Source organism: Streptomyces sp. NPDC056948 (assembly GCF_042674225.1).
Lineage (GTDB): Bacteria > Actinomycetota > Actinomycetes > Streptomycetales > Streptomycetaceae > Streptomyces > Streptomyces purpurascens.
Genome location: NZ_JBHUQX010000749.1, coordinates 1 through 2,081, shown reverse-complemented (window position 1 = coordinate 2,081; position 2,081 = coordinate 1). Strand labels below are relative to the sequence as shown.

The 2,081-nt window shown below is 67.0% G+C and carries 2 protein-coding genes; both read right to left on the bottom strand.

What is annotated here, in order from left to right:
• Positions 1–47 precede the first annotated feature (47 nt).
• Positions 48–956 (bottom strand): sugar ABC transporter permease, encoded by a 909-nt coding sequence (locus ACFTZL_RS44315; RefSeq protein WP_382596157.1) that lies wholly within the window; start codon positions 954–956, stop codon positions 48–50.
• A 13-nt stretch (positions 957–969) separates the two neighbouring features.
• Entirely contained in the window at positions 970–1,974 is a 1,005-nt protein-coding gene (locus ACFTZL_RS44310; RefSeq protein ID WP_382596154.1) for a carbohydrate ABC transporter permease, read from the bottom strand.
• Between the last annotated feature and the right edge of the window lie 107 nt (positions 1,975–2,081).

Here is a 2,081-nt window from a genome sequence, read left to right as displayed (position 1 = left end):
GGGCGCGACCAGCCACGACGGGGCCGCGGCCGATCGACGGAGGGAGGTCACCCCTTCGTGCCACCGGCGGTAAGCCCGGTCACCAGGTTCTTCTGCACGAGGTAGAAGAAGATGGCAGCCGGTATCGCGATCAGCACAGCCGTCGCGGCCATCAGGTTCCGCTGCGCGTCATGCTCGCTCACAAAGGTCTGCAGACCGACGGCAAACGTGTACTTGTCGTCGCTCAGCATGAACGTCGAGGCGAACGCGACCTCACCGAAGGCCGTGAGGAAGCTGTAGAACGCCGCGACCGCGAGGCCCGGCTTGGCGAGCGGCAGGATCAGCCGCGCGAACGTGCCGAAGGGGGTCAGCCCGTCGACGCGCCCGGCCTCGTCGATCTCGAACGGGATGGTGTCGAAATAGCCCTTCATCAGCCAGGCGCAGTACGGCACGATCGTGGTGCAGTTGACAAGGATGAGACCAAGGTAGCTGTCGATGAGCTGGAGATCCGAGAGGATCTGGTACATCGGCACGATCAGTACCGCGATCGGGAACATCTGGGTGACGAGCAGCACCCACATCAGCTTCCGGTAGCCGGGGAAGCGCATGCGGGAGACCGCGTAGCCGGTGGACGCCGCGACGACGACGCCGATGAGCGTCGTGCCCAGCACCACGACCAGCGTGCTCTTCAGCCAGTCGAAGAAGCTCGTGTCCTGGAGGACGAACGCGTAGTTGTCGAGCGTCATCTTGCTCCAGATGCGCCCGGGGTGGAGATAGTCGTCCTTGTCCGGGCCGAGGGACAGGAAGACCAGCCAGGCGATCGGGAAGAGCGCGGTCAGGCTCGCGCCGATCAGTACGGCGTGCGAGGCGAGGGAGGCCGCGCGGCTGTTCTCGCCGCGACGGCGGACCTTGCGCGGGTCGCCCGCGGGGTGCCGCCCGGTGGCCGGGGCGGAGGTCTCGACGGTGGTCGTACTCATGGGGACTCCTGCCTCAGATCGCGAGCTGCTGCTCGTTGCGGTTAAGCCAGCGGCGGTAGAACGAGGTGAAGACGATCAGGAGGGACAGGAGCAGGATTCCGTAGGCGGCGGACTGGGCGTAGTCACGCGGCTGCTGCCCGAAGCCGAGCTGATAGGCCCAGGTCACGAGGATCTGGGCGTCGGGGGCGGTGTTGCCGAACAGCAGGAAGATGATGGCGAACTGGTTGAAGGTCCAGATGACGCCGAGCAGTACGACGGTGGTGCTGACGGACCTCAGGCCGGGCAGGGTGACGTACCGGAACCGCTGCCAGGCGTTGGCGCCGTCCATCTCGGAGGCCTCGTACAGGCTCGCGTCGATCGACTGCAGGCCGCCGAGCAGCGAAACCATCATGAACGGCACACCGCACCAGGTGTTGACCATGATCGCGGCGAACCGCTGCCAGAAGGTGTCCTCCAGCCACAGCGGCGTCGGCAGGTGCAGGAACTCGAGGCCGGAGTTGATGATGCCGCCGTCGGCGAGCATGAACCGCCAGCCGAAGACGGTGACGAAGGTCGGCACCGCCCAGGGCAGCACCAGGATCATCCGGTAGAGGGTGCGGCCGCGCAGCTTCTGGTTGAGCAGCAGCGCGAGCCCGAGGCCGATGCCGTAGTGCAGGGCGACACAGGCCGCCGTCCAGAAGACCGTCCACAGGAAGTGCGACCAGAAGCGGTCGTACGACGTCGGGCCCCACAGGATGTCGGCGTAGTTGTCCAGGCCGATGAACTTGTAGGTGGCGTCGATCTCGTTGACGCCGATCGTGCGGGCGGTGTTGAGGCTGGTGGCGTCGGTGAGCGTGAGGTACAGGCCGTACGCCAGCGGGTACAGCACGAGGACCCCGAGGACGATCGCCACCGGGGCGATCATCGCGTAGGCGTACCAGTGCTTGTGGAAGCCGTTCTTCAGCCGCTGGGCCGGCCCGGGGCGCGGTTCCCGCTCACCGCGCCGCTTGCCGGTCGCTCGGTCGATGACGACTGTCATGGTTCGACACCTTCTGGAGGTTCAAGGAAGTCAGGGAGGCCAAGGGGAGCTGCCGGGCTCGGGCCCGGGCGCGGGCCGGTGGCCGCCGGATCCCCTCCCCCCGGGGG

Excerpts from the sequence above, each read along its gene's own strand:
- ACFTZL_RS44315 (WP_382596157.1), bottom strand. The coding sequence starts at position 956 with ATGAGTACGACCACCGTCGAGACCTCCGCCCCGGCCACCGGGCGGCAC.
- ACFTZL_RS44310 (WP_382596154.1), bottom strand. The coding sequence starts at position 1,974 with ATGACAGTCGTCATCGACCGAGCGACCGGCAAGCGGCGCGGTGAGCGG.